The organism is Halomonas urmiana, from assembly GCF_005780185.1.
In the GTDB taxonomy this organism is placed as follows: domain Bacteria; phylum Pseudomonadota; class Gammaproteobacteria; order Pseudomonadales; family Halomonadaceae; genus Halomonas; species Halomonas urmiana.
Genome location: NZ_VBUI01000071.1, coordinates 1 through 934 on the forward strand (window position 1 = coordinate 1; position 934 = coordinate 934).

1 protein-coding gene is annotated in these 934 nt (G+C 63.9%); it reads right to left on the reverse strand.

Annotated elements, in window-relative coordinates:
• Positions 1-31 precede the first annotated feature (31 nt).
• The coding region (locus FEI13_RS18790) for a reverse transcriptase domain-containing protein (protein WP_138183013.1) at positions 32-934 on the reverse strand (903 nt) is incomplete at its 5' end.

Below are 934 nucleotides of genomic sequence, written 5' to 3' on the forward strand. Positions count from 1 at the left end.
CCCGCACACGGCTCTCCAGTCGATGGTTTCCTCATCGGGATTGGCTCGCCTTCCGCCAGGCTTCCGTCATGGTGAAAAGCCCGGCGTTGGCGAAGGTCTTGTTCGGCCAGCGCCGATGGTCAGCCTGGGTCCCGCCGCGGCCAGGACGCTTCTCCTGCTTGCGCAGGAGGGCGCGCAGCCGTCGGCGAATGAAGCTATCCAGTATCCCAAACGTCGTCCGGTAGGCGTGCTTGAAGTAGCCGAACCAGCCTCGCAGGATCGGGTTCAGTGAGGCGATGACCTGCCGCAGGCTCTTGCCTTCCGTCCGGCGGGTCTTGCTTCTCACCTTGTCCTTGAAGGCCTTGAGACTCTTCTTGCGCACCCAGCGCCTGCCTGCCTCGAAGCGGTAGCCCAGGAAGTCGAAGCCCTGGTCCTTCTGCCGGCAGTCCCCGATGTGAGTCTTGTCCGGGTGCAGAGTCAGGCCATTGGCATCGACCCAGCGGCGGATCCGTTCGAGCGCGTCTCGAGCCTGCCGTTCGCTGTGACAGAGGATCACGAAATCATCGGCGTATCGCACCATGCGATAGCCGTGCCGAGTCATTTCCACGTCCAGCGGGTGCAGGTAGACATTCGCCAGCAGGGGACTAACGATCGCCCCTTGAGGCGATCCGGCCGTGGGCGTCCAGCGGGCCATCTCACTCACGATGTCCTGTGTCAGCCAGGCGCGGAGCAGCGACAGAAGACGCCCGTCACTGATCCGTTCCTCGACTCGCGCCATCAGCCGGTCATGCGGAATGCTGTCGAAGTAGCCCTGCAGGTCGGCATCGACCACCCAGGTCATGCCAGCCTTGAGGGCCTCGTCGACGTCCCGCAGTGCGTCCTGGCAGCCTCGCCCCGGGCGAAAGCCGTAGCTCATCGGCAGGAACTCATGCTCGAAAATCGGTTCGATGACGCG